The sequence below is a fragment of the Dolichospermum flos-aquae CCAP 1403/13F genome (assembly GCF_012516395.1).
Taxonomy (GTDB): domain Bacteria; phylum Cyanobacteriota; class Cyanobacteriia; order Cyanobacteriales; family Nostocaceae; genus Dolichospermum; species Dolichospermum lemmermannii.
Genome location: NZ_CP051206.1, coordinates 1,873,690 through 1,900,057, shown reverse-complemented (window position 1 = coordinate 1,900,057; position 26,368 = coordinate 1,873,690). Strand labels below are relative to the sequence as shown.

Here is a 26,368-nt window from a genome sequence, read left to right as displayed (position 1 = left end):
AGTGTCACACCCAAAATATGTTGTAGGGTGTGGTTCGGCAAGCTCACCAACCACGTCAGACTGCATAAATCCTGCAAATAAATAGATTGTTGGTATCTGACGCACCCTACCAATATGCCAGTTGCGTAAGTTCTGAGTGAATTACATTTAATTTTGTGCAGAGACGTAGAGAGAAATAAATAGTGTTAAAATCTAACTAACTACGGCAATAGATGGAGTAACTCTGATGCTACAAGTTAAACATCAATTTCAAAGCTTTGAAGAATATTTATCTTATGATGATGGTACAGAAAAACTTTATGAATTGTTTAATGGAGAGTTAATTGAAATGCCCCCAGAATCAGGAATCAATGTGCAAATTGCTACATTTTTATTAATTCAATTTGTCTCTCTCTTGGGTCATAAAAGAGTGCGGGGACATGGTTTGGAATTGGAAGTAAGAGGAGAACCGAGAAACCGTTATCCTGACCTGACTATTATTCGAGAAGAGCATATTCAACAATTAGCAAATCGGAACACTATTCGCCTATCAATGCTACCACCTTTATTGGTTGTTGAAGTTGTTAGTCCTGGCGAATTACAAAGAGATAGAGATTTCATTGCCAAACGTCTACAATATCAAGATTGTGGTATTCCTGAATATTGGATTATTGACCCCCAAACCCAAAGCATATTAGTTTTAGAATTAATTAATGAAAGTTACACTGAGATTGGGATTTTCTCCGGTGATGATTTAGTTTTATCTCCACAATTTAATAGTCTAAATTTAAAAGTTTCGCAAATATTTGATCAGGATAAATAAGAAAATCCTGTTAATATTGATTTGGATATTTATGAAATTGGATTATAGGAGAGTAATTCATAATGAAGAATTACTCATTTTTGGAGGTTTGTTGAGTTGCACTGTCGCTTAACCTAACCTACAATTTCTCTTAATTTCTCTCTGTGACTCTGCGACTCTGCGTGAGACAAAAAAATGTAGTTCATTTACTTTGATCATGGCTATCCCCGTAGTCATAAGGATCATGAGTGACAACAGGTAAAACTTCCCAGTTTTCAATCATAGGTGGGGAAGAAGTTGTCCATTCCAAAGTTAAACTTTCCCAGGGATTATCACCTGCGAGTTCGCCTTTTCGCCAACTGAAAATGGCGTTTAAAGCGAAGGGAATCACAGAAATACCTAAAAAGATTGCGCCAATGGTGCAAAGCTGGTTTAAGGTAGTAAATTGGGGGTCATAGATGACAACTCGGCGAGGCATTCCTTGTAAACCCAGTTTGTGCATGGGCAGGAATGTTAAGTTTGTACCGATGAAGGTAAGCGCAAAATGAACTCGTCCCCAGGCTTCGTTCATCATTCTGCCGGTTATTTTGGGAAACCAATGATAGATACCTGCGTAAATACCGAGAACTGAACCACCAAATAAAACGTAGTGGAAATAGCCGACTACATAATAGGTGTCGTGAACGTGAACATCAAAGGGAGCTTTTCCCATAATTATACCGCTTAAACCACCCATGACGAACATTGATAATAAACCAGTGGCGAATAACATGGCACTGGTGAAACGGATTTTTCCACCCCATAATGTTGCAACCCAACCTAAGATTTTCACACCTATGGGAACTGCAACTATGAGTGTGGAAATAGTGAAGAAAATCCGTATCCAACCCGGTGTACCACTGGTAAATAGATGATGTACCCAAAGGAATAAACCAACGACGCAAATAACAACTGTGGAAAAGGCGATCGCTTTATAACCAAATATCGGTTTCCGGGCATGAGTGGGAATAACTTCGGATATAATTCCGAAAATCGGCAGAGTCATGAAATAAACTGCTGAATGGGAATAAAACCAGAATAAATGTTGATAAATAACAACGTTACCACCTGCATCTGGTTTAAGAAAAGATGTGCCTAAGTTAATATCAAATAACAGCAAAACTAAACCTGCTGCTAATACGGGAGTAGATAAAAGAGCGAGGATAGAAGTTGCTAAAATGAACTTTCCCAGCTTCGGGATGAGAACTATGAGTAACCAACCGGGTTGGTGATTCACTTTCATCAGGTGGGGGATTAACTGGAAAATTTACTTGTGTCATATTTTTGTAAATTGTCTTTTGTCAGTTATTAGCTAATTAGGTTCTACCGCTCCCCTTATGGAGAAGAATATTAATTTAATTTCTATAGGTTGGGTTGTAGCAAGATTAGCGCAGGGTAAGAGGTGAAACCCAACATTGGCGGAGTTGTTGGGTAACATACGTCAACCCAACCTACAATAAATGTTGTTTTACATCAAGGGAATGGTAGAGCCGCTAATTATATTGATAATCACAAAATCCTCGACTTATTCAAGAAATCAAGGATCTGAGAGTTGATATTTTCATAAATCAAATAGCAGTAGAAAAAATAGTAGCAAGTATGATTTTTTCAGATAATAACAAGTTAAGATCTACGTTTCTGTTGACTGTGAACTTTTTAACCAATTGCTGTAAATATCGAGATTCCCCTCTAATTACCTTGCTGATAAACTTGACAAAAATGACCAGTGTTTTGCAAAACATCACACGGTGAAAATTACCAAGAATGTTATTTATCTAGTGTGTCATGACTGTAACAATTCTTGGAACAAATCCGAGCGCAAGCTTCACAACCAATACAGTTTTCTGGATTAGCAATAACCATTACTTTCCGTTCAACTTCTTCTTCATCTTCATCTACTACAAATTCACCTTCTTCATTCAAAGCCATTAAAGCTAAAACTTTATGACCACAAATTTTCATACATCTGCCACAACCAATACATTTTTCTTTATCTATTTCTTGAGCAAATTTAGGAGTCCAAGCATTACCACCATAAGTCAATCCTGTTAATGTAGCCATGAATAAAACCTCAGCAATTTTAGCTAGATGTTAGTTAATCCTTTAATCTTCATACTAGCCTGAGATTTCATTTTTTCAATCACAAAAATTAACTTTTTGTCAAATTTTGATGACTTGCTAAACAATATTATTTATTTTTAATTAGTTCAAAATATTAAATGATATTACTTATTGATAAATTTGCGTAGTGTGCTTGGATAGAAAGCTTATTAGTCAAAGGTTTCTAGAATTGTGTTTAAATTTATTTTTTCAATAAAGCTTGATAAATTAGCCTAAAGATATCTTATGTAACAAGAATAATAATCAATTATCAAAGATTATTATTTGCTTAATTGACTTCCTATTTGCAAATATTTTCTAATTAGATAAAAATATTCTCCTGAGAGTATTAGTAAACACAAACTTTAAAAAATCATTTCCTCTATTTTTGAACCATTTTGTTTTCTATTCTTTATTACCAATTACCCATTCCCGCCTATAAGATGTTACTCAAAAACATTTAGCATAATTTATATAGCCCAAACCAAACATTATGACAGTAAATATTCAGGTAAATATTAAGAAATGCTGCCAAGCTCATCCCGAACAATCTTATTGAAATCTTTATGAAAATTATAGTTAATGAAGAAGCAATGAAGCCTAACTTTGCAAAATATAAATAGCTACAAAATCTGGCTTCATTAACCATATCAGTAATTAATCAGGCGAGAAAAATATCTTCTCGTTATAGAGGTAATTTGGTAGCAAGTTATGAATCAATTGGACACATTAAGGGGAGACTTGAGCCAAACATCTCAACGATTAAAGTAGGAACAGTTCCTATGCCACATATAATTCCTAACAACAGTTGCGTGGGATGTGACAACTGCCGACCCCTATGTCCTACGGGTGCAATCAAAATCGAAGATGATGAATATTGGGTTGATCCTGCCCTTTGTAATAATTGTGAGGGTTATTATTTACAACCACAATGTGTGATTGCTTGTCCAACAAATGCGCCTATACCTACACACGCAAAAAAAGGAAGATGCAAAGTTGAACCACGTGATGCGACTAGTCCAGATTTGTTTTCTAATGGTAAGAATAATCCCTTTGCGTCAGCAATAGTTATTTGGGAAGCTTGTAATTTACTAGCGCAACGAACATCTTTACAATGGGAAAAAAATGAGGAGGGTAATTTACATTACAGTCGCTCAGTTAATCAAGGCCGAGGGACAATTTCCTTTCAGATCCAAGACCTATTTCAAGCTAATAACCGCGCTGATAATTTACAAGCAATTGATTATCTAGACATTCGTGCTGCTTGTATCCATCTCATTTTTGCTGCTCAAATCACAGCCCTAGATCAACCTTGGGAAGAAGAATTTACAATTGATGAACGACAAATTGAACAGTATTTGGGCTTAGAAAAACGTAAAGACCTCAGCAAAAGCACCAAACTTGGTTTAATTAAAAACATCGTTTATCAAACTTGTTCTCTCATGGTTTCTATTGACTGGCCGCAACAGGGTAGAGTTCCCAGTTTTTCTATTAAAGATAGTTATCTATGGAATTTGACAGATACTCAGCACCATTTTCAAGAAGATGATCAAGGTTGTAAATATTTAGTCGGACTGACATTTACAGTCAAAGCTGGGATTTGGACACAACATTTCTTCAACAGACAAGGATGCAAAGAACGCACCACATTTTATCAGTATGGCAGTCTTCCCAAAACCCTATTAACCACAGTTATGAGTCTGTGGCAACAACATGAAGGGGCTGTGAGACTTATGCTTTGGTTATTATTTAAAACCAAAATGGGTAGAGAACAAAGGATTACTATTCCTACTTTGCTGCGCGTTGCTTATGGTGAGGAAAAAGTGACTCAAGCTTCTAGACACAGGGAAGAACGTAAACGCCTCCTTAAAGCCTATGAAAATGATTTAGAAGTTCTCAATCATTATGGAGTAAAGCCATTATTTGATCCTGTTACCTATCCCCCAGAAATTCAACCTTTGTGGGCAAAATTAGTTGATATTCCTGAAGATCCAGAGGAAGCTTTAGAATTTTGGATTAATGATGGTAGTGGTGAAAATCGTCTCACAGACAGCGGACCACGTGGTAAATGGAATTTGCTTCTGAATGCCCGAATTTTATCTTTTGAACTCCCTCCAGACTGGGAAAACCGCTCAGAATCAGATAAAAAACAACGTCGCACCACTAAATCCAAAAGTAATCATCAACAAACAGGTAATTTATTGGGGGAACAAGTGACAGAAGGACGTAAAAAAATGAACCTTTCCCAAAGGGAATTAGCAAAGCTGATGGAAAAAAGCCAAAGCTGGATTCGTGACGTGGAAAAAGGTCGTTTAAAAGCGAAACTAGACGATCAAATGCTTCTGAGACAATTGCTAGATATCTCTTAAAACAATTAAGCAATACCTTCGCTATTTTTTGTAGGTTGGGTTAAGCGATAGCGCAACCCAACGCATTTGTTTGGTGATGACGGATGCCTATAATTCCCGTATAAATACGCACTATTTTCTCCGCAACGCAAACAACCCTAAATATTAATCAAGGCTTTTTTCAATTTGGCAAAGGTATCGCTTAAATTGTTACCAATGCTCACAACTTAGTTAATTAAACAAAATCAAGATGCAAATTTTGATTTTTCGTGTTAAATGATGAGTATTAAGGAAATTTGTCAAGATGATGGTGTCGATCTTAAATCTAGTGAGGAGTGAACGTGAGTAATATTATTTTTCGTAAAAGTTCTTTAACCTTACCAAGTTTTGCAGCTTTGGTAATTTTAGGGAGCGGACTTTCCGTAAATGCTCAGACAGTTGAGCCAGAAACAATTATTCTTCCCACCCACCAAACATCAATATCCACCGTTGCTACAGAAGAAATAGCCAGTGGAACAATCACACCCATACCAGGAACAGTAGAAACTTCATCAGTTATGCTCAATTCTGGTTCTACAGAAGCCAGTGAAAAAACACAACCATCTAATCGCATCGCACAAAGTCCAATTGGCATAGGTAGAGCCACTCGTGGTGGTAGTAGCTACATCGGTGTTGGTTTCAACGTTGGTGCTTCCGGTGGCTTTTCAGACCTAAGTGATGGTAACTTTACTATCATTAGTAAAATTGGTGTTACCAAAACTCTATCAGTCAGACCATCAGTAATACTAGGATCAAACACAACATTTCTCGTCCCTATCACTTATGACTTGTCTTTTAAATCACCAGATCCATTTACAGAAGCTTTACCCATAGCTCCTTATTTTGGATTAGGTGCAGTCATTGAAACAGGCGATAAATCTGAAACTGCTTTGTTAGTCACTGGTGGTATAGACGTACCTCTCAATAGTAGATTAACCGCCACAGCCGCTGTCAATGCTGGGTTTTTTAGTAAAACTGATGTCGGGGTTTTGTTGGGAGTTGGTTATAACTTCCGTGGGTTTTAGAAGATAGGACTAAGCAGAGGTTTAGACCTGCTAGACCTCTGCTGACACCTGAATTCTACTCCGTAGCATCCATTAAGGAAAATTAGCAAACAAGCAACTAGTTACTTGCCTTCACAAGAGAGGGATTGGCGCTGTACAATTTTTTGGTAACAACTGACAACTGACAACTGACAACTGTACGGGCGAAGCATTTGGAGAACTATTTTTGGCAATGACTGATAATTTATCTTCCAAATGCTTCGCCCCTACTGACAACTGACAACTGACAACTGACAACTGACAAATGACCAAAACAATCGTTGTTAAAATCGGTACTTCTAGTCTCACTCAACCAGAAACCGGACAATTAGCCCTTTCTAGCATTGCTACTTTAGCGGAAACTCTTTGTGATTTGAGACGACAGGGACATCGAGTAATTTTAGTTTCCTCCGGTGCTGTGGGAGTAGGTTGTGCGCGGTTAGGTTTAACGGAACGTCCCAAAACTATAGCTTTAAAACAGGCTGTAGCAGCAGTTGGACAGGGTAGATTAATGCGTATATATGATGATTTATTTAGTATTTTGCAACAACCAATTGCTCAAGTATTATTAACAAGGGCAGATTTGGTACAGCGTAGCCGCTATCTTAATGCTAATAATACTTTTCAAGAATTACTAGCTTTGGGAGTAATTCCCATTGTTAATGAAAATGATACAGTAGCTGTGGAAGAATTAAAGTTTGGAGATAATGATACCCTTTCTGCATTAGTAGCCAGTTTAGTAGAAGCAGATTGGCTGTTTTTATTAACAGATGTTGATAGATTATATTCAGCCGATCCTCGTTCTGTACCTGATGCTAAACCGATTAGTTTAGTTAGCAGTATGCAAGAACTGACAGATTTACAGATTCAAACTGGTGGACAGGGTTCTCAATGGGGGACTGGGGGGATGATGACTAAAATTTCTGCGGCCAGAATTGCGATCGCGGCTGGTATCCGCACAGTCATTACCCAAGGACAGTTTCCCCGGAACATTGAAAAAATTATCCAAGGGGAACTCATCGGTACACACTTTGCACCCCAACCAGAACCAACTTCAGCCCGCAAACGCTGGATAGCTTATGGTTTAATTCCTGGGGGAAAATTATATTTAGATGCGGGAGCGATCGCCGCTGTTGTCAAAGCCGGAAAATCCCTATTAGCAGCAGGAATTAGAGCCGTAGAGGGGGAATTTGACAATCAAGAAGCGGTGCAGTTATGTGATAGTAATGGTCAGGAAATTGCTAGAGGATTGGTGAATTATAATAGTGAGGAATTGCAGAAAATTTGCGGCCGACAGTCACGGGAAATACCAGCAATTTTAGGTTATGAGAAGGCAGATACTGTGATTCACCGAGATAATTTAGTTTTGATTTAAAGCAGGAGTCAGGAGAAGAAAGAAGAAAATTACCAATTACCAATTACCAATTACCAATTACCAATTACCAATTACCAATTACCAATTACCAATTACCAATTACCAATTACCAAATTGTGAATCTACTCCGTTTAATCCCAATTTTTGATAATTCCGTTTCTACTTGGGGACTAGAAGCCCGATTATTACGCTGGCTAACATTAACGTGGATGTTTATTGGCTTAATTATCCTCTTTTCCGCATCCTATCCCGTTGCTGATGAACGTCAAGGTGACGGTTTATATTATTTCAAACGGCAAATTCTTTGGGCTATAGCTTCTTTAATTATTTTCAACATCATTGTTAATTTGCCATTGCGGAAAATTTTGGGAGTATCTCATTGGTTTTTAATATTTTTCCTGATGTTAATTTTTCTGACCTTAGTACCAGGATTAGGAAAAAAAGCCTTTGATGCTGCTAGGTGGATATCCATTGGCCCAATTCCTATCCAACCATCAGAATTAATTAAACCTTTTCTAGTTTTACAAAGTGCGACACTTTTTGGAAAATGGGAAAAACTGCGTTGGGGAATTCGTTTATCTTGGCTGGGTGTTTTCGGTCTTGTCCTCTTAGGAATTCTTGCCCAACCTAACTTAAGTACAACAGCACTTTGCGGCATGACAATTTGGTTTATTGCCCTAGCAGCAGGAATACCATATAAATACTTGGGAGGAACAGCCATTGGTGGGGTAATGTTAGCAATAATCAGTATTAGTATCAAAGAATATCAACGCAAACGCATTATGTCCTTTATGAATCCTTGGGCTGATGCCACAGGAGATGGTTATCAGTTAGTACAAAGTTTATTAGCTGTAGGTTCGGGTCAAACTTCGGGGGTTGGTTTTGGACTTTCTCAACAAAAGTTATTCTATTTACCAATTCAAGATACTGATTTTATCTTCGCCATTTTTTCGGAAGAATTTGGTTTTATTGGCGGTATTTTACTATTACTAATGTTAGCAATATTCGCTACTTTAGGATTAATTATTGCCCTCAAATCCAAAAATCTGACATCTCAATTAGTGGCAATTGGTGTAGTAGTTGTTATGGTTGGGCAATCATTATTACATATTGGCGTAACTACAGGCGCTTTACCAACTACAGGCTTACCTTTACCCATGTTTAGTTATGGTGGTAATTCAATGGTTGCCAGTTTGATATCTTCTGCTTTATTAATTCGCGTAGCGAGGGAAAGTAGTGAAGCCGACGTAGTTCCATTACGAAAAACACTATCTGAAAATCAGACAAGAAGACGATTTTTTTAGTATTGGTGTTCCGCGCTTCTTTAAATCAGCAGGATTTTACTCGTGACTCTTGCTGTAATTCAAAATCTCAAATTTGTTAAGTTCATGAATTTTAATGATAACACTGCAAATATTTGTGGTATAAATATAAAATACGGTATTCCTACTTAAAAACCGTAGATTATTTGCAGAGGTGTAGCACCAGTGGGTATAGTAGTTGAAAACGTCTCTAAACAATTTGGTAGTTTCCAAGCAGTTGAACAGGTAAATCTGGAAATTCAGAGTGGTTCGCTAGTGGCTTTACTTGGTCCATCTGGATCTGGTAAATCTACCCTATTGCGATTAATTTCTGGTTTAGAAACACCAGATACAGGTAAAATCTTTCTGACAGGTAAAGATGCTACTGATCAAAGTGTACAAGAAAGAAATATTGGCTTTGTCTTTCAGCACTATGCCCTATTTAAACATTTAACTGTTCGCAAAAATATCGCCTTTGGCTTAGAAATTCGCAAAGCCCCCAAAAAGAAAATTCAGGGAAAAGTAGAACAGCTATTGGAATTAGTGCAATTAAGTGGATTAGGCGATCGCTATCCTTCACAGCTTTCCGGTGGACAAAGACAACGGGTAGCTTTAGCCAGAGCATTGGCCGTAGAACCCAATGTACTATTATTAGATGAACCCTTTGGCGCTCTTGATGCCAAAGTCCGCAAAGACCTACGAGCTTGGTTACGTCGTCTCCATGATGAGGTTCATGTTACCACAGTTTTCGTCACCCATGATCAAGAAGAGGCAATGGAAGTTTCTGATGAAATCGTGGTCATGAATAAAGGCAAAGTGGAACAAGTAGGAACACCCGCACAAATTTATGATCATCCCGCATCTGCATTTGTGATGAGTTTTATTGGTCCGGTGAATGTATTACCCAGTTCTGCCAAAATCTTTCAAAGTAGCGGTTTTGAATCAGCACATCCAGAAACATTTTTGCGTCCCCAAGATATCATCATTGAAAACGTTGCTAATGGAACAACAGTACCAGCTATAGTCAGCAGAATCATTCATTTAGGTTGGGAAATTCAAGTTGAATTAACCTTAGATGATGGACAAGCAATGACAGCCCATTTAACACGGGAACGGTTCGATGAACTAAAATTAGAACCCCAAGAAAAGGTTTATGTTAAACCTAAAGATGCTAAATCTTTTCCACTTTATTATTCAATTTAGGACACAGGGCAGAGAGCAGGGAGCAGGAAGCAGGGGGAAATTTTTTCCCCTTACTACTGACCACTAACCACTAACCACTGACCAATTAAATCAGAGATTTTGATTTTTCAGATGCTTTTCCTAATCCTACCAACTGGTAGCTAAGATCCCACATCCGCTTGCCTTTTTCGTCGTCTCGTGCTTGGGGAGAGACTTTTTGCACAAAAGATGCCCGATCTTTCTTTTGACGATTTCCCCAACTCCAATAAATACCAGATTGTTTGTATTCAGGATCAGCTACTACCATAGCAACGCGCTCTCCTGATAATTCCTCGGTGACAAATCCTCCAGTAATATACCTTTGGAAAAGAGGGAAAATTTTCTGGAAGAGAGGATAGTGATTGCGGAATAAAGCCGTTGTCGCTACACAACCAGGATAGAGAGAACTGAAAGTAATCCCAGTGGACTCATGAAAACGGTTATGTAGTTCCCGCATGGTGAGAACGTTACATACTTTACTATCTTTGTAGGCTTTGACTGGTTCAAATTGCTTACCGTCAATCATTGTAATTGGATTTTGGAAACCCGCTGCAAAACCTTCAAAATTGCCTAAATCTGGACGAGGAGGAATTTTACCACCCAATTCATCTGGGTTGTGGGTAACAGTTCCCAAAATTACCAATCTTTTATCAGCGGCAGGTGATTTTTGTAAATCTGCCAGCATTAAATTACACATCAGAAAATGTCCGAGGTGATTTGTGGTAACGGTTAATTCAAATCCTTCGGGAGAAAATAACGGTTCTTTGATTAAAGGCATATAAATGGCAGCGTTGCAAACCAAAGCTTCCACGGTTTTGCCAGTCGCTCTGAAATTGTTGACAAACTGTCGAACGCTTTCTAAAGAGCCTAAATCAATTTGCATGAGTGTATAGCTATTTGCAGGCATTCCGACACTCTGGGCAGCTTTTTCGGCTTTGATTAAATCACGACAAGCCATAATAACGTGCCAGTTTCCTTTGTCAACGAGAGCCTTGGCTGCTTGCAAACCGACTCCAGAAGAAGCACCTGTGATGATTGCTGTTGACTTACGATTTTGTTCCATCTGTTGGGACTCCTTTAACTATGCGTTGATTCAAAATTAGTTTATATGATTTTAATGATCTCATACTTTTGAAACTTATATAATAATGCTCAATGAGTAGTGAACAGAATGTAATCAATCATAGATAATAACGATAAATAAACACATTTTCAAAACCTAAATGCAGGGATTTAGCATTCCTAAACCCCTAATCCTCTCCGCTGACTGTACTATTGTTATGCGAATTTAGCTAATAACTCCTCACGAGATAATTGTAGAAGTAAAGGAGTAAATTCTTCTCTACTCATGGCAATTAGAGGATTGATAATTCTTTGTAGCTGAGGATCAATTTGACCAAAACGCACTTGCAGGATACTTTCAATCATAGCGTGTCGTTCTCTTTCTACACCTGCTTGGAGTCCTTCTTGTCGTCCTTCCTGAAGTCCTACATGAATTCCTTCCTGAAGTCCTTCTTGTCGTCCTTCTTGTCGTCCTTGTTTTTTCAGTTCTTCTAATTGTTGCTGATAAATTTCCGATAATTTCATAATCAACTCCTGATCATCTTTATCAATATCTTGTTCTTGACGCTGACGAGCCGATAACACAGCAATTAGGTTATGTACTAATTGTATAATATCCGCGAGAAAAGGACCATCATTAGCCAGTGTTTCTAATTCTTCCACCGCTTGTCTTTGCACTTTTCCTTTTCCTAAAACCCTCAAAAACAGTGTTTCTGGTGTAATAGGGAGTTGGTGAATGGCAATAATGATGGTTTTGAATCCTTCTCCAAAAAAATAAATCCCTTTTCCCCAGTTTTCTTCATCCGTAGTCCCATTAAAACTGGCTAGGAGTTCTATTGATGCTGTCGGAGTAAAAATCCACAGACGAGGTAATTCTGCTTCATTTATTCGCGTATTATTGCGGTTAGATTGCCGTTCTAAGTCAGCATGGATGTCAAATAATTTACCCATACAACTGCGAATTTCACTTTTGCTGACAGCATTGCGAAATGGTTCGAATATAGCATATTTTGTGGCCATTCGCCCTAGTAATCCGAGTGTTTCTAGGCTTTGTGTGGGTTGAGGTGAGGGGATAAATAAAACGTCAATTTGTCTAACTTCTGCGGTGATATCTTTGCTGGTTTCTACTTGTCCATAAGGTGTTAATAGTTCCGTGAGATATTGCTTGGCGAATTGGTCATGTATAAAGCGAGTCATTTAATTTGATTTTGACTAATACAGAAATATTAATTTAACATTCTTTGGATCATGATGATTCCTATTGAGAATATAGGGGTTGACGATGTAAACCCCTACAAGTGAAAAACTAAGCCATTTTAGGTTTTTGTAAATGCCAATTAGTTGATTGTTCATAGGCATAAGCTACTTGAAAAAGTTGCTCTTCTCCTAGCACTTTACCAACTATTTGCAGTCCAATGGGTAAACCTTTACTATCAAAACCGCAAGGTAAACTGATTCCTGGTAAACCAGCTAAATTAGCAGGAATAGTCATTAAATCATTTAAATACATACTCAAAGGATCAGTAGTTTTTTCTCCGGCTCGAAATGCTGTAGTCGGTGCAGTGGGAGAAATTAAAACATCTACTGTTTTAAAAGCTTTTTCAAAGTCTTGTTTAATGAGAGTGCGGACTTTTTGTGCTTTCAAATAATAGGCATCATAATAACCAGCGGAAAGGGCATAAGTACCAATCATAATCCGGCGTTTGACTTCCGCCCCAAAACCTTGAGAACGAGTTCGGGTGTACATTGATAAAAGATTATCTGCATCAGGGGAACGCAAACCATATTTAACGCCATCGTAACGCGCCAAGTTAGCTGATGCTTCCGAGGGAGCGATAATGTAGTAAGTTGGTAAACCATAGCGGAAACTGGGACAGGAAATCGGATGAATTTCCGCACCTAATTCTTGCAATTGATCAATTGCTTTGGTGACAGCGGCTTCTACTTCTGGATCTAAACCTTCACCAAAGGTTTCTGTAATGACACCAATTCTCAATTTCTTCCTGACTTTGAGATCCGGTTTTAAACTAGCCGCATAGTTAGGAATGGCAACTTTGAGACTGGTAGAGTCTTGAGGATCATAACCGGCGATCGCACTCAATAATATAGCCGCATCTTCTACACTGCGTCCAAATGGTCCAATTTGATCTAAAGACGAAGCATAAGCCACCAAACCATAACGGGAAACTAACCCATAAGTCGGTTTCATCCCCACAACACCGCAGAAGGACGCAGGTTGCCGAATTGAACCCCCCGTATCCGAACCCAGGGAAACCACACATTCATCGGCTGCTACCGCTGCTGCTGAACCACCAGAAGAACCACCAGGAACACGGGATAAATCCCAAGGATTAGCGGTAACTTGGTAAGCGGAGTTTTCTGTAGAACTCCCCATAGCAAACTCATCCAAGTTGGTTTTACCTACCATGACACCCCCAGCATCAGCTAGTTTTTGGGTAACGGTGGATTCGTAAGGTGGCACGAAATTTTCCAAAATCCGGGAAGCGCAGGTGGTGACAATCCCCTTAGTACACAAATTGTCTTTAATACCGATGGGAATCCCCGCTAAGATGCCAATTTCTTCTCCAGCAGCGACTTTTGCATCCACAGCTTGAGCTTGTTTTAAAGCCTGTTCTGTCGTGACTGTGAGGAAACTGTGTAGTTTGGGTTCTAACTCCTGAATCCGATTTAATGCTTCTTGGGTAATTTCAACGGCAGAACGTTCTTTACTAATTATCTGTTCGTGCAACTCGCGGATGGATGCCATAATTGTTCTCTTTATGATTCAAGTCATTGATTTTAGCATTTACAGGTGTGGGGATTGGGAAATTTTCGTTTGAAGTTACAGCGAATTTTTTTCTCACGCTCCAGGCGCAGAGGCACGGAGAGAGTTTAGTTATAATGAAAATATTAGTTATGGTTGGATAATCAGTTTATACGTTTATTGGGAAAAGCCAATTTTAATATGCCGGCAAAGGACATCTATCACAATGCTGTTAAAAATGCCTTAATTCAAGAAGGTTGGATAATTACAAATGACCCTCTACATTTAAAATGGGGTCAAAAAGATATGTATGTAGATTTAGGAGCAAAACAACTTTTAGCGGCAGAACAAGGAACTAGAAAAATTGCCGTAGAAATTAAAAGTTTTGTCAGTCCTTCAGAAATGGCTGATCTTAAAGATGCTATTGGTGGATTTGTTTTGTATCGTGCTGTTATGAGTCGTCTAGAACCTGATAGAATGTTATATTTAGGAGTCCGTGACACTGTATTTACAGATTTATTTGAAGAACCAATTGGTAAACTTTTAAGAGAAAGCGAAAATCTGAATTTACTTGTTTTTAATTCTGATGCTGAGAGGATTACTCAATGGATACCTTAGATAATTATCGCCGGGTTATTAAAGAAGTGTTAATACCTTATACACAAATTCCTTACTCCTATGGAGTAATTGAATGTAAAACAGTTTTTGATGATGAAAATGATAGCTATTTACTAATAACTATTGGTTGGGAAGGAGCGAAAAGAATTCACGGTTGCTTAGTTCATCTTGACATTATTGATGGCAAAATCTGGGTACAAAGAGATGATACAGAAGATGGTGTTACTTATGAATTAGAAGCAGCGGGAATTCCTAAAGATAAAATTGTTTTGGGTTTTCACCCACACAATGTTAGGCAACATACGGGATATGCTGTAATTTAAGCGCGATAGCGAAGCGCTCCGTAGGAATCGCCGATCTCGTAGGTTGGGTTAAGGAACGCAACCCAAGATCAATATTGCTGTTATTGATATTTGTTGGGTTTCATTTTATTCAACCCAACCTACAGCGCTAAACCGATTATTGCCCTAATTACAAAAATATTGGTAACATGAAGGCAGGGGAAACGCATCTAAATTATCTTGACAGAATACTATATTAGTGCATCAATATGGGAAAATATCTAACTTCATTCAAAATCTGATAAATTCCTTTATTAAAATTATAAAAATTTCATAAATTTAGAGTAAGTATTTATTTTTAATGATGGATTTATTTTGTTCAGTTCTATATATTAATATCTATATTTTTTGGCATCAAAAATATAGATTCTATTGTAGAATCAACAGAAAAATAAATTGGTTATATTTATATTTGTCTATATTTTCTGATTTTTATCAGATACATTCTAAAATCTTCTCTAAATATTCATCATCCCATCCTGCACAAAACTGCTTACTTTTAGTTCCTAGTTTTTGGCTTTTTTCTTTTCCTAAAAGATTAACTGCTATATGACGAATAACTGCAAAGTTTTGTGGTGCATTATCCTTTCTTATCCGACAATCATCTTCTCTAAAAGCTACATCTAAAACCCAGTGTAATGAATTCTCTATACCCCAATGAGTGCGGACTGATTCTCCTAGTAATTTCGCATTATTTGTCAAACTACTTATATAATAGCCTGTCTCAACCTTCGTTTTTCCATTAACTTTTCGTATATATTCTACCATTCCTACACTTTGAAGATTTACCCATTTCTTATCAGTATCTATTCTTTCTTCTATGTCTGATAACATGAGATAATGACGAATCTCTTCTCTTCCATGTTTGTCTTCTTTTGTATGAAATTCACTATATTTGAATCCCTCAAACCCTTTAGATATAGCTTCTTTGAAGATTTCTTCTACATTCTTATATAAATTACCTTGATTCTTTTTGAGTGCGATAATATATTCGCCTGATTTTTCTGCAATTGATTTTACTATCTCTTTTTGACACCCCATCGCATCAATCGTTACTAAACATCCGGCTATATCTAATACTTTAATTAATTCCGGTATGGCTGTTATTTCATTTGACTTTTCTTCTACTTTACATTGTCCTAATACTAATTTATTACTAGTTGCCCATGCACTTACCATGTGAATCGCACCTTTATCCTTTCCTTTATCATATGAATGCCTTAATGTTTTCCCATCTATTGCTATGACTTCTCCTTCTGTAATTTTATTGATAGATTTTATCCAACTCAAAAAACAATTCTGAAATTGTTGCGGATCTATTCTCGCAAATACTCTGGCGAATGTATCATGAGATGGAATCCCGTTTGGAAGTTCTAAAAATTGTTTTAGCCATTTTTCTTTCTTTTTTCCATAAGCCTCCATCAATACCCAACTATCTACTCCACAGATCACTGCACAAATCGCAATGGTTACTATATCTATTAATTTATGCCTTTTTGTTCTCTCAACTCTTTTATCTTCTAAATCTTTAAAGTGATCTACTATTGTGATTTTTGGTGGTAGCTTCATTTTGTGAATTTTGTCTCTTTAGTTTTATTGAGAATACCACTTCAACTCATTTTATTGATTCTTATAGAAACGAATTTACCATCAAATTTTCTTCATACTCATTTATTGGCTTGATATTAACATGGTAATACTGCCCTTTTTATCTATTCATAGAAGTTACATTTTGTCAAAAAAAATTAGATGCGTTTCCCCTGCATCTATTAAACAGCCTCAGTCTTCCTGTCCATTTAGAAATGCAAGTCAAAAAGTCTATGGTTTAGGATATAACTTATTAATATTTGCATACGAAAAAATTGATGATCATAGTTCTCTAACTGCCAATTCAAAATGTCAGAATGTCGTTTTTGTAACTAAAGAAAGAACTGGAGACTATCAAACTACCTATGGAATTAAAGAAATTATCCGCCGCAATGGCAATAAAGATGATGTGATAGCTTTTTTAGAAGAACGTAATTTTCCTTTAGATGAAATTGGACGCGAAGCACTAGCAGCACGAATTTTACAATCACCTCCAGAAATAGGCTATCTAACAATTTCTAACGCTTTACAATGGCGGTTGCAATATAGCAGAGTTATCCAAGTTTCCACAGCAGGAACAACAACAGGGATAGAAAATTTATTAGTGTGAAAATTTTGTGTTACTTAATTGGAATATGAAATTTAAAAATTTAAAATCTCCAACTTTGCGGCTTTGCTCCTTTGCGACTTTGCGCGAAACATAATTCATACCGCTAATCACCGACAAATTAAAAATAATGTATAATAAACTATTCATATAATAAATCCTAACTAACTTAATTTTGTAACTAAGACCATGCACAATTCCGCTGAATTCCAAGACGCTTATGATGTGATTGTCGTCGGTGCAGGTCACGCCGGTTGCGAAGCAGCACTTGCTACTGCCCGCCTCGGTTGTCGAACTCTGCTATTGACCCTAAACTTAGATAAAATCGCTTGGCAACCTTGTAACCCCGCTGTGGGTGGACCTGCCAAGTCCCAATTAACCCATGAAATAGATGCTTTAGGGGGGGAAATTGGCAAAATAGCAGACCGGACATACCTGCAAAAACGCATCCTCAACTCTTCACGAGGTCCTGCGGTATGGGCATTACGGGCGCAAACTGATAAGCGGGAATATGCGGCGATAATGAAGGGAATTGTCGAAAATCAAGAGAATTTGACAATTCGTGAAGCCATGGTAACAGATTTAATCTTAGATGATCATAATGAAGTTATTGGTTTAGAAACTTATTTTGGCGTATCTTTTCACTGCAAAGCGGTAATTCTCACCACCGGCACATTTTTAGGTGGCAAAATTTGGGTGGGGAATAAATCCATGGCCGCAGGACGCGCAGGAGAGTTTGCAGCGGAAGGGTTAACACAAACTCTCAACCGCTTAGGATTTGAAACCGGTAGACTGAAAACTGGCACACCGGCACGGGTTGATAAGCGTTCCGTTGATTATAGTCAAATGGAAATTCAACCGGGTGACGAAGCTGTGCGGTGGTTTAGTTTTGACCCCCAAGTGTGGGTAGAACGGGAACAAATGCCTTGTCACATGACCCGCACCACTACGGAAACTCATCGTTTAATTCGGGAAAATTTACATCTGTCCCCGGTATATGGTGGGTGGGTGGAAGCAAAAGGACCCCGCTATTGTCCGAGTATTGAAGATAAAATTGTCCGCTTTGCCGATAAGGAAAGTCACCAAATCTTTATTGAACCGGAAGGAAGGGATATTCCTGAATTGTATATCCAAGGGTTTTCCACTGGGTTACCTGAAACTTTGCAAGTTTTAATGTTGCGGAGTTTGACGGGTTTAGAAAACTGTGTAATGTTACGTCCGGCTTATGCAGTAGAGTATGACTATTTACCCGCAACTCAGTGTTTTACCACATTAATGACTAAGAAAATCCCCGGATTATTTTGTGCAGGACAGGTAAACGGGACTACAGGTTATGAAGAAGCTGCCGCTCAAGGGATAGTAGCGGGAATCAATGCAGCGCGGTTTGTGCGGGGTGAAGAAATGATTATTTTCCCCCGTGAACAAAGTTATATTGGTACATTAATTGACGACCTGTGTACGAAGGATTTACGAGAACCTTATCGAATGCTTACCAGTCGCTCAGAGTATCGGTTATTACTGCGTTCCGACAATGCTGATCTGCGTATGACACCTCTGGGACGGGAAATAGGTTTAATTGATGACCGGCGCTGGGACTTGTATACTCAAAAACAAGCACAAATTACTGCGGAGAAAGAACGCCTACATTGTACTAGAATAAAGGAGAATGAGCCAGTGGGGCAAGCGATCGCTCAAGACACCCAACAAGCAATTAAAGGCTCTATTACTCTTGCTGATTTACTGCGTCGTTCAGGTATCCATTACATTGATTTAGAACGTCACGGACTCCATAACCCCAACCTCAAACAAGCGGAAAAAGAAGGAGCAGAAATTGATATTAAGTACGCGGGTTATTTAGCAAGACAGCAACACCAAATTGACCAAGTTGCCCGTCAAGCAAATCGCCAGCTACCTGGTGATTTAAACTACTCAACCATTGAAACTCTCTCTAAAGAATCTAGAGAAAAGCTGAACAAAGTTAAACCCCTCACCATTGGACAAGCTGCGAGAATTGGGGGAGTTAACCCAGCCGATATCAACGCCCTGCTGATATATTTAGAAATAGCTAAAAACAAGGTTGCTCCAGCGATTTCCCAATAAGTAATAGATAAGTAGGTTAGCATTGAAAATCGTCGTTATTGCAAGAGGCAAGAGGCAATACTTCGACTTCGCTCAGTAACCAACTTCGACTTCGCTCAGTAACCAGAGGCAAGAGGCAAGAGTGAAGAGGGTTTGGGCGATTTTACTTTTCGTTGTTGGTTATTTACTGACTCCTTTTTCCCAACTCTGGCCATAAACTTTTCTAACTAAATATCACCAAAATTTTCCAGAACAGATGAAAATTCAGGTAAAAAAGGTAGTTGATTTCCACAGCAGTAGCGGCGTTGTTTTTTATTATTTTTAGCTACAACCGAAAAAGCCTATGTTACCCAAATCTAGCACTGATTTACTTGTTTCAGAAGCATCCGATAGCACCAGCATGGCGTTAGCCATAGATTCTGTCACCAGCGAGCCTTGGATGATAGAAACCTATGCTGAAAGTTTAATGGATGAACTTTTTAATGATATTGAAAATATTTTAGATAGTCCAAGTAAGCGGAATCATCATATAGACAGAAGAGAATCTATACCTGTCCAACCCATGTCATTTAAAATGCCTGATGTGGTTTTGCCATCAACAGTTAATATCCCATTACAGTCCGCTTCACCTATTAAAAATATCCAAACTACAACACTGGTAGTTAATCCTCCATCTATCGGGGGAATTACTACCAAAAGTGAACCACAAATTAGTAGTTTAAGTAAAGTAATATTCATGGGATTAAGCTTAACTTTAGGGACGCTAGGGATGGTTTACTTAACTGAGTCTGGTTTATTAACTACAATAAATACTCAATTAACTTCCCAAAGTTGGCCAAATCCTCAAATATCATCACCTGTTTCTGTGACAACAGATCCTCAATTAGATTTAGTAAATTATATGTTGGCAGCCTTGACTTTAATAGAACAGCAGGGAACAACTAATGATAAAATAACTATTAAACCAGGAGTTCCTGCTGGTAATATTAATCAAACAACTGCCGCACCTTTATTAAATACCCAACCTACTGCAACTTTGCCTTTACCTGTAGCAGCGAATAATGCACTACCTGCTACTAATCAGCCAAGTTCCCCTAATGTGATTGAGCGTATATATATTCCAGTTTATCAGTCACCAGCACCCGAATATCAAATACCAACTGTTCCCCCAGTACCAATACCACCCAAATTACCTTCATCTTCTTCTTTAGCAGTTCAGAATTTTCCTATTAATGATAAACAACCAGCGACTCAACCCATAGCAGAAACAACGCAGGTTAAGCCCAACCCAGTCGCAGTCAATGCTCTACCAGCAAAAGAACCTACTAACATAGTAGAACAGGTTTCTGTGCCTAGCTATTCCGCACAATTAGATGGATTATTGGAGTTAGGGAATAAATCCGTGGCTTTGTTTAAAGTGGATGGTATCAGTCACCGGATTAGTTTAGGTGAAAATATTGGTCATACAGGTTGGATATTAGTAGAAGTCAGTAACGGTGAAGCTATTATTCGTCGTAATGGTGAGGTGCGATCTATTTATACAGGACAAAAGCTTTAATTCTATAATTCTACTCTTGACTGAAAATCAGGTAGAATTTCCTAAGTTGAGTTACAATTAAAGATGTTCACACAAAAAAGCTGGAAGGATTTTAAGGTATTTGCAGGTGTATTTTGTGCTGTTGCTCTGACACCGTTTTTTGTAGTTAACACCTCTGCACAGGCCGCAGATACCGTTGTAATTCGCTATGGACTTTTGGAGGAATCTGTATCCTTAGAAGAGTTAAAAAAGTCTACAGAAACTGGCAAATTACCAGCTAGTTTGGGAACTTATACCAAGAGAATGACTGAAGAACAACGGCGCTTTTTGGTGGAGGGACTAAAAATCCGAATTCCCATAAATGTTATTACTTTAGATAGATTAATCAATACCCAAATTGGGACTACAATCCTCAGTGATGTCTCTACAGCTATTAGCCGTGGGGATCAAGCTGGATTACAAGCGATGAAAGGCGGATTAGTTTTAGGCGCTAATTCTCCACAGGGTTTATCTATACTGAGTTTTATAGCCGCATATCCCAGTCAACGTCTAGAAATTAATTTACCTCAAGCTATAACTGTAGCGAGGAGTTTGAATGGTGCATTTATCCGCACTCAGCGGTTTATGTTTGGTCTTTCTCCCCAGGTTAACCCCAAAGATATCAAAGATATCAAAGTTGCTTCTTTAGACCCGACTCAAGGAGGAAGCGCGCAGGTACAGACACTCAAGTTAAGTTTTAACGACCAAAAGCGTCAACGACAAATTCCCCTAGATGTTTATTTTTCTACTGCTGCAACTGCAAATAAACCTGTAATTGTCTTTTCTCACGGTTTTGGTTCAGTGCGAACTGACTTGCGTTATTTAGCTGAACATTTAGCTTCTCATGGTTATGTGGTTGCGGCTTTAGAACATCCTGGTAGTAATGAAACTGCTTCTAAAGCAGTCAAAAAAAATAAAAACCAACTGGTTGCACCCCAAGAATTTTTAGACCGTCCGCGTGATATCAGTTTTATTTTAGATGAATTGGAAAAACTTAACCAAACTGCGAATAGTCCCTTACAAGGAAAACTAGCAACTAATAACGTTATGGTTGTGGGTTATTCCTTTGGTGGGGGAACGGCTTTAGCATTAGCTGGGGGTGAATTACAAATCGAAAACCTGAAACAAAGCTGTCAGCGGAAATTAGGTAAGACTAATTTAAGTGAAGGTCTTCAGTGTGTGGCGCAAGCATTACCAGAAAAAACCTATCAATTGAGAGACAATAGAATTAAACAAGCGATCGCTCTTAATCCTACCACTTCTTTAATGTTTGGAGAAACTGGGTTAACAAAAGTACAAATTCCCACATTAATCCTCTCCAGTTCCGCAGATAAAATCACCCCACCATTAACTGAACAAATCATGGGTTTTGCCAAAATTCCCTCTCCAAAATGGTTAGTGGGTGTGGTTGGTGGTTCTCATTTGAGTGTGATAGATCCTAAAATCACTCCATATCAACAAGGAAAACCAGGTAAACCTATATTGAATAAAGAAGTAACTGGAAAACAGGCTCAAGATGTGCGGAAATTCCTCAAAGGCATTACCCTCGCAATGGCAGCACAGTTAACCCCTGAAGCTAGTCAATATGCTCCTTTTCTAACTTCTGACTACGCTCAAATTTCCTCAACTCGTCTATTTCCCTTGCGGATAGTGCGAGAACTTTCTCCTGAGATGATACAAGAAGCACAAGGTCCAGGTATGACAGCCAATAAATAATAGGTTAAAGGACGAGCAAATAAGTAAAAAGGCTTGGAGGGTAAACCAAGCCCAACTTCACTCAGGGTAAAATATATAATCCATCCTACAGATTATTAATATGTTAATAATCCTTCTCAAGAGAGAATATTCAACATGATATTATATATTAATTATTTAATATTACAAATCATTAAACTTTAAGCATAAATAAACTTTCTTAATCTATATCTATAGGAAGATGAAATTTGCAACCCTCATGAGGATTTCCCCTAATGAAAAAGATGATCGTTGCCTTCTTAATGATGCCGTCTTTATTCTTCTCGCTAGTACAAGAACAAGCATTAGCTCAAGACTGTATCCAAACAGTGTTACAGGGTGCGGCTACTACAGCTCTTGGTATTTATGAACAAAAGTGCCTTACACTTAATTATTCTGGAGGCGTAGTAAAAAAAGATGTCCAATACAACTGCTGTGGTCCATCTGCCACAATCCGCATCAACGCGAATGACTGGGAATTACTCAGAAAAGCTGGAAAACTAGATGGTCTGCGCTATCAAAAAGTGACAGTAGGTGATAATAGCCGGACAGTTGAGTTCAAAAAGATTACGAATGACACACCTTCATTAATCGACGGCAAAGATTTCTTTAAATAAGCCAGATGAACGAAAATTTTTAAACTTGATTTTTTTAGGGACATAACAATGTTGTGTCCCTAGTTTTTTGACTCACACTTGCACTTCCATAAGGATGCTTATTTATTTGTGTTAATCAATAAATTTTGGGTTGCGCTTTGCTTAACCCAACCTACGGTACTATGGTACTAGGAAAATGTTTTTGAATTGAGCCAGTCAAGTCTTCGGTTTCCCTACCAAGCTAACTGGCTCGGTTTTATATTTGGATATAGTCACCCACATCACTGGGTTTGAGTTTGGACTCTCTGGTGTACGCTTGATAGAATCCCTCCTATCAACTCTGACTGTAGAGAGTGCTGGCGAGGAAGACCCGAACACAACACGAAAACCGAGATTATTGTCTTGATTACGCGCGTTGTTCCTGTTACGATTCGCCGAACGGCAATTGATAGCATTGTTGTACCAAGAACCGCCCCGTTTAATAACTCAACCCCAAGCTATGTGCCATACATACTAAGAAGTATAAGCAAGGATAGCCACCCTCAATTTACAACATCCGAATATTAATCGGCGATATTGTTTACAAGTCTTTAACAAATGATTTTTGATGATATTAAACCCTTTGTAGAGACGTTCCATGGAACGTCTCTACATTTTTGAAGATGTATATAATAAAAAAAATTCGCTCGCTGGCGCTCGCAAGGGTAAAGAAATAAAGAGAAGAGCGCAAAAGCGCAAGAGGGTAAAGGGCTAAGAAAGTCCTGGCGAGGAAGACCCGAACACAACACGAAAACCGAGAAGAGTGTCTTGAAGACGCGCGTGGTCCCCGTCACGAACCGCCGAACGGCAATGGATAGCATTGCCGTACCAAGAACCGCCCCGACATATATAAGCACGGTTATCTTCTTTAACTACCTTTAATTCTCCCCAAGGTTCATTGCCATTACTTTTTAAACGCGCTGGCTTTTCGCTATAACTGTCGTGAAATTCATCCCAGCACCATTCCCAGACATTCCCGTGCATTTGATATAAACCCCAGGGGTTAGGGGTGAAACTATCCACATTTACGGTACATTCTCGATATTTGCCCTTGGGGGTATCACCATAAGGATAATTGCCGTTATAGTTAACTTGATCAGTTGTAATAGTCTTACCAAAAGCAAAGGCTGTAGTTGTTCCAGCCCGACAGGAATATTCCCATTCTGCCTCTGTGGGCAATCTGACAGCCCGCTTTGTTTGTTCAGATATCTTTTCACAAAAAGCCTGGGCTTCGTGCCAGGAAACGCCAATTACAGGCTGCTTATCGCCTTGAAACTCGGAATCATATTGCTCAGATGGCTTAGTTTTCATGACAGCGTACCATTGGGCATTGGTAACAGCATATTTGCCCATTAAAAACTCTTGCAAATACACCTCATGCTGGGGGGTAGACCAGTCTAACCATTCTTCAGCCTTTTCACGCTCTACGTTATATTTCAGGGCATTTTCTAGGGCTATTTGGCGTTCTTCTGGGGGCATTCCCATCATAAACTTCCCTGTAGGCACTCGCACCAGTTCCAGGGTTAAGCCTTGACCTAAATTTACAGTCAACTCAGAGCCTTTTACTACTGCTATTTTCTGTCCCTGTGCTTCTGAAGAACCTCTCTCCAAACCTCTCTCCTGGGAGGAGAGAGGCTTTGATTTCTCCCCCTTCCCTGGTAGGGAAGGGGGTTGGGGGGTTAGGTTCTGCTTATTTGACAATCTCCCAAAGGCTGCAATGGCTTTCATATCCTGTCCACCTGCGGCCACGTTCACACGCACCCATAACTGAAAAGCTAAATCAAAATTTCCTTCAATTTCTGCTTGCATAGCATCTTCTCTGAGGGTGCTAATATCCCTGTCAGTGGCAGATTTAGGCAATAAAATATAATGCAATTTTGTAGCAGGTTCTATGGCAGCATAGGGAGTCTGAGGATAATTTTTATGCTTTTGGGTCAATTGGGGAACTTGATAGCGCAAATAGTTATACAACCGTTCAACCGTCGCGCAGTTGCTTTCACCTTGAATTTGCAACCCATTGAGTAATACATGAGTAAAAGCACCCTGTTGAATGTCCTCAATTTCGTAGGAAACCTGACTGGGACTACAGGAATAAAAGGTAATTACACCTTGCTGTTTTTCTTCACCAATTCCCAAACCAGCGCTTTTTTGACCAGTGCTGCGACAAGCATCAATAAACAACACTACATTATCCGCACCACTGCGCCGCAAACGTTCTGTGATGTAGGTAATGGGAATTGCTAAATTGGGTACAGTGCGAGGATTTCCATCTATGGGTAATAAATAATCTCGTCCTTCGTGGGGCATCCCATGACCGCTAAAATAGAACCAGAGAGTATCCCCAGATTCTAAAAAAGGCTGTTCAAAGCGATCATTGAAAAAGCTGTTTAGTGTACCGTAGGTTGGTTGAGTTTTCTTTCCCAGGCTGTTGCGCGGTGAATCATCAGAGAAAAAATATAGATAGTTTGGTTGTACACCTAAACCAGTTGAAAAATAATCGCGCACCCGTTCTGCATCAGTTTTTGCATACTGGAGGCACTGAATTTCGTCATATTCGTTAACGCCAATGACAACAGCGCAATTCTTAGCCATATTGCGGTCAATTTACAGGTGATTGGGGTGATGAACGCTTAAATTTTAGCTCAATTGCACCCTTACCAGCAGCCTTTACACCCGTACCCAGTAATTTAATTTCACCTTCACTACTAATTTCTACCGTGAGGGTAATTTCATCAAGCTGGAGTTCCCCTTGGGTTTCGACTTGCTTCTGAACATTACTAAACACACCACTGATTACACCCACAAAGTGCGACATTTGCTTCGCTAAGGTGCCGGCTGTAATGCGACTGTTTTTTATTTCTTCATCCGTAACCGCAGGACTACTGTAAGGATTACCATTACCTCTAACAGCTTTCATCCCTTGTTTTGAACCATTATCAGAACTACTTGCGGTGACAATCCACAGTTCTTCATCTTGCCAGTTTTTGTCTGTCATGTTATATTCTCACACCTTCTTGGACAATTCTCGCACATAAGATGAGTAAAGTAGGTAGTCGGACAAAATTAAATTCACTCGTTAAGAAAGGGAACAGAGATCAAAACTATAACTTACGAATTG

General features: G+C 38.7%; 22 protein-coding genes and 1 pseudogene. 13 read left to right on the top strand and 10 right to left on the bottom strand.

What is annotated here, in order from left to right; translation table 11 throughout:
- The first annotated feature begins 226 nt into the window (after positions 1-226).
- The gene (locus tag HGD76_RS09245; RefSeq protein ID WP_168695607.1) at positions 227-802 is read left to right on the top strand and encodes a Uma2 family endonuclease; all 576 of its coding nucleotides are present in this window, start codon (positions 227-229) and stop codon (positions 800-802) included.
- Positions 803-983: 181 nt separating this feature from the next.
- On the opposite strand, the pseudogene HGD76_RS09240 reads toward HGD76_RS09245, so the two are convergent.
- Together HGD76_RS09240 and fdxB are read right to left on the bottom strand one after the other, a co-directional pair.
- Positions 984-2,000, bottom strand: a pseudogene (locus HGD76_RS09240) (cytochrome c oxidase subunit I); the annotation flags it as partial.
- A gap of 587 nt (positions 2,001-2,587) precedes the next feature.
- Positions 2,588-2,881, bottom strand: a complete 294-nt coding sequence (gene fdxB / locus HGD76_RS09235; protein ID WP_015078457.1) for a ferredoxin III, nif-specific — start codon at positions 2,879-2,881, stop codon at positions 2,588-2,590.
- A gap of 821 nt (positions 2,882-3,702) precedes the next feature.
- Between fdxB and HGD76_RS09230 the strand changes: the two genes are divergently transcribed.
- Complete coding sequence (locus tag HGD76_RS09230; protein ID WP_148763940.1) at positions 3,703-5,289, top strand: helix-turn-helix domain-containing protein; 1,587 nt, start codon at positions 3,703-3,705, stop codon at positions 5,287-5,289.
- Between the two features lie 314 nt (positions 5,290-5,603).
- Entirely contained in the window at positions 5,604-6,332 is a 729-nt protein-coding gene (locus HGD76_RS09225; RefSeq protein WP_210967756.1) for a hypothetical protein, read from the top strand.
- 111 nt (positions 6,333-6,443) lie between these two features.
- On the opposite strand, the gene HGD76_RS09220 is transcribed toward HGD76_RS09225, so the two are convergent.
- Positions 6,444-6,587, bottom strand: coding sequence for a hypothetical protein (locus HGD76_RS09220; RefSeq protein WP_233467144.1), 144 nt, complete (start codon positions 6,585-6,587; stop codon positions 6,444-6,446).
- Between the two features lie 28 nt (positions 6,588-6,615).
- On the opposite strand from HGD76_RS09220, the gene proB reads away from it, so the two are divergent.
- From proB to HGD76_RS09200, 3 genes are all read left to right on the top strand, one after another.
- The gene (gene proB, locus HGD76_RS09215) at positions 6,616-7,725 is read left to right on the top strand and encodes a glutamate 5-kinase (RefSeq protein ID WP_168651218.1); all 1,110 of its coding nucleotides are present in this window, start codon (positions 6,616-6,618) and stop codon (positions 7,723-7,725) included.
- A 116-nt stretch (positions 7,726-7,841) separates the two neighbouring features.
- Positions 7,842-9,029 (top strand): FtsW/RodA/SpoVE family cell cycle protein, encoded by a 1,188-nt coding sequence (locus HGD76_RS09205; protein ID WP_168695605.1) that lies wholly within the window; start codon positions 7,842-7,844, stop codon positions 9,027-9,029.
- A 183-nt stretch (positions 9,030-9,212) separates the two neighbouring features.
- Positions 9,213-10,229, top strand: coding sequence for a sulfate/molybdate ABC transporter ATP-binding protein (locus tag HGD76_RS09200; RefSeq protein WP_015078462.1), 1,017 nt, complete (start codon positions 9,213-9,215; stop codon positions 10,227-10,229).
- Between the two features lie 85 nt (positions 10,230-10,314).
- Here HGD76_RS09200 and HGD76_RS09195 read toward each other — a convergent pair whose 3' ends face one another.
- The 3 genes from HGD76_RS09195 to gatA all read right to left on the bottom strand — a co-directional run bounded on the left by HGD76_RS09195 (position 10,315) and on the right by gatA (position 14,076).
- Entirely contained in the window at positions 10,315-11,310 is a 996-nt protein-coding gene (locus HGD76_RS09195; protein ID WP_168695604.1) for a protochlorophyllide reductase, read from the bottom strand.
- Positions 11,311-11,525: 215 nt separating this feature from the next.
- Entirely contained in the window at positions 11,526-12,506 is a 981-nt protein-coding gene (locus HGD76_RS09190; RefSeq protein ID WP_168695603.1) for a FliH/SctL family protein, read from the bottom strand.
- A gap of 109 nt (positions 12,507-12,615) precedes the next feature.
- Positions 12,616-14,076 (bottom strand): Asp-tRNA(Asn)/Glu-tRNA(Gln) amidotransferase subunit GatA, encoded by a 1,461-nt coding sequence (gene gatA / locus HGD76_RS09185; RefSeq protein ID WP_168695602.1) that lies wholly within the window; start codon positions 14,074-14,076, stop codon positions 12,616-12,618.
- Between the two features lie 198 nt (positions 14,077-14,274).
- Here gatA and HGD76_RS09180 point away from each other — a divergent pair, with 198 nt between their 5' ends.
- Positions 14,275-14,691 (top strand): XisH family protein, encoded by a 417-nt coding sequence (locus HGD76_RS09180; protein ID WP_168695601.1) that lies wholly within the window; start codon positions 14,275-14,277, stop codon positions 14,689-14,691.
- Entirely contained in the window at positions 14,679-15,014 is a 336-nt protein-coding gene (locus HGD76_RS09175) for a XisI protein (protein ID WP_148763954.1), read from the top strand. Before HGD76_RS09180 ends, HGD76_RS09175 begins: the two co-directional genes overlap by 13 nt.
- Positions 15,015-15,467: 453 nt before the next feature.
- Here the strand turns inward: HGD76_RS09175 and HGD76_RS09170 are convergent, their stop codons facing one another.
- Positions 15,468-16,601: an ISAs1-like element ISAsp2 family transposase gene (locus HGD76_RS09170; protein ID WP_168694588.1), complete on the bottom strand. Its 1,134-nt coding sequence runs from the start codon at positions 16,599-16,601 to the stop codon at positions 15,468-15,470.
- Between the two features lie 163 nt (positions 16,602-16,764).
- Here HGD76_RS09170 and HGD76_RS09165 point away from each other — a divergent pair, with 163 nt between their 5' ends.
- The 5 genes from HGD76_RS09165 to HGD76_RS09145 all read left to right on the top strand — a co-directional run bounded on the left by HGD76_RS09165 (position 16,765) and on the right by HGD76_RS09145 (position 23,232).
- Positions 16,765-17,229: a hypothetical protein gene (locus HGD76_RS09165; protein WP_233467142.1), complete on the top strand. Its 465-nt coding sequence runs from the start codon at positions 16,765-16,767 to the stop codon at positions 17,227-17,229.
- Positions 17,230-17,415: 186 nt separating this feature from the next.
- Complete coding sequence (gene mnmG / locus HGD76_RS09160) at positions 17,416-19,326, top strand: tRNA uridine-5-carboxymethylaminomethyl(34) synthesis enzyme MnmG (RefSeq protein ID WP_168695600.1); 1,911 nt, start codon at positions 17,416-17,418, stop codon at positions 19,324-19,326.
- A 322-nt stretch (positions 19,327-19,648) separates the two neighbouring features.
- Positions 19,649-20,863 carry a hypothetical protein gene (locus HGD76_RS09155; protein ID WP_168695599.1) on the top strand — a complete coding sequence of 405 codons (1,215 nt, stop codon included), beginning with the start codon at positions 19,649-19,651 and terminating at the stop codon, positions 20,861-20,863.
- Positions 20,864-20,926: 63 nt separating this feature from the next.
- Complete coding sequence (locus HGD76_RS09150; RefSeq protein ID WP_168695598.1) at positions 20,927-22,597, top strand: alpha/beta hydrolase; 1,671 nt, start codon at positions 20,927-20,929, stop codon at positions 22,595-22,597.
- Positions 22,598-22,851: 254 nt separating this feature from the next.
- Positions 22,852-23,232: a hypothetical protein gene (locus HGD76_RS09145; protein WP_148767013.1), complete on the top strand. Its 381-nt coding sequence runs from the start codon at positions 22,852-22,854 to the stop codon at positions 23,230-23,232.
- A 195-nt stretch (positions 23,233-23,427) separates the two neighbouring features.
- On the opposite strand, the gene HGD76_RS26435 is transcribed toward HGD76_RS09145, so the two are convergent.
- The 3 genes from HGD76_RS26435 to HGD76_RS09135 all read right to left on the bottom strand — a co-directional run bounded on the left by HGD76_RS26435 (position 23,428) and on the right by HGD76_RS09135 (position 26,245).
- Positions 23,428-23,694, bottom strand: coding sequence for an SUMF1/EgtB/PvdO family nonheme iron enzyme (locus HGD76_RS26435; RefSeq protein ID WP_503488469.1), 267 nt, complete (start codon positions 23,692-23,694; stop codon positions 23,428-23,430).
- 267 nt (positions 23,695-23,961) lie between these two features.
- Positions 23,962-25,842, bottom strand: a complete 1,881-nt coding sequence (locus tag HGD76_RS09140; protein WP_168695597.1) for an SUMF1/EgtB/PvdO family nonheme iron enzyme — start codon at positions 25,840-25,842, stop codon at positions 23,962-23,964.
- Between the two features lie 7 nt (positions 25,843-25,849).
- Positions 25,850-26,245: a Pepco domain-containing protein gene (locus HGD76_RS09135; RefSeq protein ID WP_168632804.1), complete on the bottom strand. Its 396-nt coding sequence runs from the start codon at positions 26,243-26,245 to the stop codon at positions 25,850-25,852.
- Between the last annotated feature and the right edge of the window lie 123 nt (positions 26,246-26,368).

Excerpts from the sequence above, each read along its gene's own strand:
- HGD76_RS09245 (WP_168695607.1), top strand. The coding sequence starts at position 227 with ATGCTACAAGTTAAACATCAATTTCAAAGCTTTGAAGAATATTTATCT.
- fdxB (WP_015078457.1), bottom strand. The coding sequence starts at position 2,881 with ATGGCTACATTAACAGGATTGACTTATGGTGGTAATGCTTGGACTCCT.
- HGD76_RS09230 (WP_148763940.1), top strand. The coding sequence starts at position 3,703 with ATGCCACATATAATTCCTAACAACAGTTGCGTGGGATGTGACAACTGC.
- proB (WP_168651218.1), top strand. The coding sequence starts at position 6,616 with ATGACCAAAACAATCGTTGTTAAAATCGGTACTTCTAGTCTCACTCAA.
- HGD76_RS09195 (WP_168695604.1), bottom strand. The coding sequence starts at position 11,310 with ATGGAACAAAATCGTAAGTCAACAGCAATCATCACAGGTGCTTCTTCT.
- HGD76_RS09190 (WP_168695603.1), bottom strand. The coding sequence starts at position 12,506 with ATGACTCGCTTTATACATGACCAATTCGCCAAGCAATATCTCACGGAA.
- gatA (WP_168695602.1), bottom strand. The coding sequence starts at position 14,076 with ATGGCATCCATCCGCGAGTTGCACGAACAGATAATTAGTAAAGAACGT.
- HGD76_RS09180 (WP_168695601.1), top strand. The coding sequence starts at position 14,275 with ATGCCGGCAAAGGACATCTATCACAATGCTGTTAAAAATGCCTTAATT.
- HGD76_RS09175 (WP_148763954.1), top strand. The coding sequence starts at position 14,679 with ATGGATACCTTAGATAATTATCGCCGGGTTATTAAAGAAGTGTTAATA.
- HGD76_RS09170 (WP_168694588.1), bottom strand. The coding sequence starts at position 16,601 with ATGAAGCTACCACCAAAAATCACAATAGTAGATCACTTTAAAGATTTA.
- mnmG (WP_168695600.1), top strand. The coding sequence starts at position 17,416 with ATGCACAATTCCGCTGAATTCCAAGACGCTTATGATGTGATTGTCGTC.
- HGD76_RS09155 (WP_168695599.1), top strand. The coding sequence starts at position 19,649 with ATGTTACCCAAATCTAGCACTGATTTACTTGTTTCAGAAGCATCCGAT.
- HGD76_RS09150 (WP_168695598.1), top strand. The coding sequence starts at position 20,927 with ATGTTCACACAAAAAAGCTGGAAGGATTTTAAGGTATTTGCAGGTGTA.
- HGD76_RS09145 (WP_148767013.1), top strand. The coding sequence starts at position 22,852 with ATGAAAAAGATGATCGTTGCCTTCTTAATGATGCCGTCTTTATTCTTC.
- HGD76_RS09140 (WP_168695597.1), bottom strand. The coding sequence starts at position 25,842 with ATGGCTAAGAATTGCGCTGTTGTCATTGGCGTTAACGAATATGACGAA.
- HGD76_RS09135 (WP_168632804.1), bottom strand. The coding sequence starts at position 26,245 with ATGACAGACAAAAACTGGCAAGATGAAGAACTGTGGATTGTCACCGCA.